2 pseudogenes are annotated in these 356 nt (G+C 50.6%); both read left to right on the top strand.

The annotated features are described in order from the left end of the window. Window positions 1-163, top strand: a pseudogene (gene rpsL, locus ACIPLA_RS28285) (30S ribosomal protein S12); the annotation flags it as partial. 118 nt (window positions 164-281) lie between these two features. Further along, a pseudogene (locus tag ACIPLA_RS28280) lies at window positions 282-356 on the top strand (30S ribosomal protein S7); the annotation flags it as partial.

Below are 356 nucleotides of genomic sequence, written 5' to 3'. Positions count from 1 at the left end.
CGGACACAACCTGCAAGAGCACAGCGTGGTACTGATCCGCGGCGGTCGTGTAAAAGACTTGCCAGGTGTTCGTTACCACACCGTACGCGGTTCTTTGGATACTTCCGGCGTTAAAGGTCGTAACCAGGGTCGTTCGAAGTACGGTACCAAGAAGCCTAAGTAGTAGCGGCTTTTTGTAAAAACTGATTTTCTATTTTTCTGAGTCGATAAGAGTAAGGTCGGAGGCGTCCCGAAAGGGCACCGATTCCGAGCGAACCTGAAGACCGTTTGAGGGCTTATCCATGCCAAGAAGACGCGTAGCAGCCAAGCGCGAAGTGCTTGACGATACAAAATACGTAAGCAAAATACTGGCCAAG

Origin of the sequence: Pseudomonas sp. NPDC086112, assembly GCF_044746425.1 — a bacterium.
In the GTDB taxonomy this organism is placed as follows: Bacteria; Pseudomonadota; Gammaproteobacteria; order Pseudomonadales; family Pseudomonadaceae; genus Aquipseudomonas.
This window is presented reverse-complemented; position numbering and strand designations above follow the sequence as displayed.